Source organism: Romboutsia sp. (assembly GCF_051659545.1).
In the GTDB taxonomy this organism is placed as follows: domain Bacteria; phylum Bacillota; class Clostridia; order Peptostreptococcales; family Peptostreptococcaceae; genus JBOFOR01.
Window position 1 is genome coordinate 1 of the sequence record NZ_JBOFOR010000291.1, and the last position, 3,556, is coordinate 3,556.

4 protein-coding genes are annotated in these 3,556 nt (G+C 26.5%); 1 reads left to right on the forward strand and 3 read right to left on the reverse strand.

Features of this window, described 5'->3' with window-relative positions:
- Positions 1 to 325: 325 nt before the first annotated feature.
- The gene (locus ACRC03_RS17510; protein WP_438653890.1) at positions 326 to 598 is read left to right on the forward strand and encodes a hypothetical protein; all 273 of its coding nucleotides are present in this window, start codon (positions 326 to 328) and stop codon (positions 596 to 598) included.
- Between the two features lie 26 nt (positions 599 to 624).
- On the opposite strand, the gene ACRC03_RS17515 is transcribed toward ACRC03_RS17510, so the two are convergent.
- The 3 genes from ACRC03_RS17515 to ACRC03_RS17525 form a co-directional block, all read right to left on the reverse strand.
- Positions 625 to 1,854, reverse strand: coding sequence for a tetratricopeptide repeat protein (locus ACRC03_RS17515; protein WP_438653891.1), 1,230 nt, complete (start codon positions 1,852 to 1,854; stop codon positions 625 to 627).
- 179 nt (positions 1,855 to 2,033) lie between these two features.
- A complete protein-coding gene (locus ACRC03_RS17520) occupies positions 2,034 to 2,375 on the reverse strand; it encodes a hypothetical protein (protein WP_438653892.1) in 342 nt (113 codons plus the stop codon).
- Positions 2,376 to 2,378: 3 nt separating this feature from the next.
- On the reverse strand, positions 2,379 to 2,852 hold the full coding sequence (locus ACRC03_RS17525) for a GNAT family N-acetyltransferase (RefSeq protein WP_438653893.1): 474 nt from the start codon (positions 2,850 to 2,852) through the stop codon (positions 2,379 to 2,381).
- Positions 2,853 to 3,556 lie beyond the last annotated feature (704 nt).

Here is a 3,556-nt window from a genome sequence, read left to right on the forward strand (position 1 = left end):
ACAACTTTAAGGTAGTAGTGGCGAAGACACCGTCTATTTTGCTTGGCTTTGTAACAACCTCTGATTATATCGTTTAGGTGTGATTAAGTCGTTAGCCACCAAGAATCCCTCTGCTTTAGCTGTAGGGAGTGTGTCAAGAACCGAATAGGGATAAGTACAAAACCTTTGAAGATTTTTATCCAGAGATATTAAAGCTGTTAAGGGAATTGGAATGACTTACTTAATTGGTGTATTTAAAACTACATAAAATAGATTAAAATATAACTATAACCAATATTCATAAAATAAATCTGAATAAGAATGCCATATACAAAAAGGCTAAACTTTGGAAATACTAATAGTTTTAGCCTTTTTTAATTACAATGAAATTATATTTATATTAATTAAAGATAAGCAACTTGCAGATTTATCATATAGATTTGCTTATGTATTTATTTTAGCACTACCTATTATAGCACCATTTTTTGAACTAGATAATTATTTAAGACTATGTGGTAAGGCAAATATGAGTATGGGTAAAATAGCCTTACTATTAGGTGCACCCTCATATTTATTCAATTGGTTTACTATGACTGTAGTTAAGTTTATTTTTACATAAATCTGTCTACAGTCCCTATATAAAATTTAAATATTTTTATTTTTTAATAATTTAGCTTTGTCAAAGCTTTCTTTAGCTAATACACTTTCTCCTATATCTTCATAAGCTAGCCCTAGCCTATGCCACAATATATATTCTTTAGGATTTTTTTCTGTTGCATACTTAAATAAGTTGATAGTCTTTATACTTTCTTTCTTACTTTCATAAAGAGTTCCTAAAAATTCATAAGCGGCTATATTATTTTCATCGTATTTTATATAGTCCTCAAGACACTTTATTTTAGTATTTATATGCATATCACCTTCATTATCTTCGGCTATATCTCCAAACTTATCTTCTTTAATATATAATTGTAAGTTATTTTCAAATTCTTCAAAAGAACAGTTTATATATTCTTGTATTACAGTTTTAAAATCTTTATCTTTACAAGAAAGTATCATATCCTTTAATACATTCTCTCCTTTTTCATTTACGATTTTTAAAACTGCAATTTTACTTTGTTCATATATATTAGCTTGAAGATTACCTATTTCATTATTAAAACCTTTATAGGTTTGTAAATTCTTTAAAGAAATATATTCTAAATCTTTACCAAAATATATATCATTTCCAGTTGTATACTCACAAATCCCTTCTTCAAACCATAACGGAACTGAATTTTTATCAATGTTATTATCCTCTAGAAATATATCTATAGCATAATGTGTATATTCATGAAATAAATGGTCTTTAAAGCTACTATCGCTTATACTTATGCTACCATCTGAAATACTTGCATGTGGCATATCCATTAATACATCACGTACTGGACTATTTGTATATAAATAGATAGTATTTGATTTTTGATTATAATATCCAGCTGTATTGGAATTATGATTGCCTTCAAGTAACATAGTCCTCATAAGAAAAACTTCTTCATCGTAATCTATTTGTATGGTAAGTTTATCGGATGTATTTATTCCTAAAAGAGTATTATTTTTTTTACTTATTTCTTCTATGTATTTTTCTATAAGTGGTAATGTTGGCTCTAAATCATTGTTATAAATTATTTTAACATTATTATAATTTTTTTCATTCATTTTCTCATAGTAATCATCTTTTTTCATTTCTAATAATAAGCCCATCTCAAAAAAGTCTGTAAGCATATCGCCTCTATAAGTTATTACAGAGTAAGAAAATATTAATATAATTACTAAGCTTATTAAGTTAAAAGTTACAGATGCATATCTTAATAACTTAGACGTTTTACTACTCAAATAATTTAGTGTTTTAATTTTTTTATATGTATTCCAGAAAAGCAGTAATAGTATCGCAATGGTAAATATAGTAAAATAAATTTTATTAAAAGCGAATGCTGATACAATGTATAATAGTATATTTATTGCAATCACAATAAATTTTATTATATTCTTTATAATTTTCATATATTTCCCCTTTACGGTTTTCCTTTTAAACAATCACCACAGGAAAATTCAGTTTGTCTATTTTTCTTGCCACAATAAGGGCAGTACCAGGAGCCATCTTCTAAAGAATAGCTTTTGCTTACTCTTTCATTAGTTGTACTTTCATTTTCCCTATTTTTATTATCTACATCAATACCTACTATAGGAGCAACTGAAGTTCCTTTTGACCCAGCCCCTGCTAGACTTCCAAAGTTAAGACTTTTCATGAATTTATTTAAACTCTTTTTGTGCGTCAAAAGACTTCCACACTTTTGGCAGTATTTAGCTACAGGATCATTATCAAAACCACAGCTATTACAAATTATTTCACTCATAAACTATTCCTCCCCATTAATAAATGACTTCAACATTCTAAATTCCTTATAGGTCATATCTCCAAATTTATATTCAAAGGAGTCTTGCTTATTAAAACCATATTTTTCATACAAAGCAATAGCTACTTCATTATCTGTTTCTACACTTGTATATAAACTTTCCTTTGGGAATTTATTATGGAAAAACTCTAAAAACTTTTCTAAGGATTTTGATCCAAAGCCCTTGTTTTGGTGCTTAATATCAATCATAAATCTTGAAAATGACCAACCTTCTAATTCTTTATCATAGTCATATAATAAAAACCCTACCATTTCATCATCGTTATATATTCCAAGTGGATACAAGTCATCTTCATAAAAAGCTTGTACCAGAGAAAAGGCATTGCTTGCAACATAATTAATTTGATGTTCCCCAACCTTTAACATTACACACTCGTTATAATTTGATTTATTTATTTCTCTAAAATTAATATTCATATTCCACCCCTTTAACGAATTACATTATGTTATACATAATGTATATTTATATTCTAATATTATTAAATATTTATCCTTCGATAAATTGGAAGACCACTAAGGATCAAAAGTACTGATGGATAAAATATTGTTTTAACTGTGATTTTCTTAGAGATTTTGTACTGATTTAAATAAACATATGTAGCATCAATAAAATGCAAGAATAAACCAATATAAATAAAAATTGACTTTTTAGTGAAAAAACCAATTATCATGCAAATTATGCTTAACAATGAAATTGTGTAAAAAAGTATTAACTTCAAAATAATGCCCCCTGAATATATGAATAGCATATAAAGCATGCTAAATTAAATCGCCTTTATTATGCTATTATTGTAGTATATAATTTTATTGTAACAAATACTAGCACATGCCTGCAACCTTAATTGTAAACACTGTACATGACGAGAAAAGAGTGTATGTAGTTAACAAAAATGATAAAAAAGTACAAAAATTTAAAGTTTATTTTGCATAAACAGATATTAAATGTACTAAAACAAAAAATGTAGAAATGGAGTATAATTTCATATAGGAGGGGGCTAGTTTATGGGAAAAAATATTATAAAGAAATTAAGAGTTAATGAGTATTTATAAAGATACTTTTAATGTATATTTCTAAATTGATAGGCAATCATATTATCTTTTGATATAATTATAAATATCAA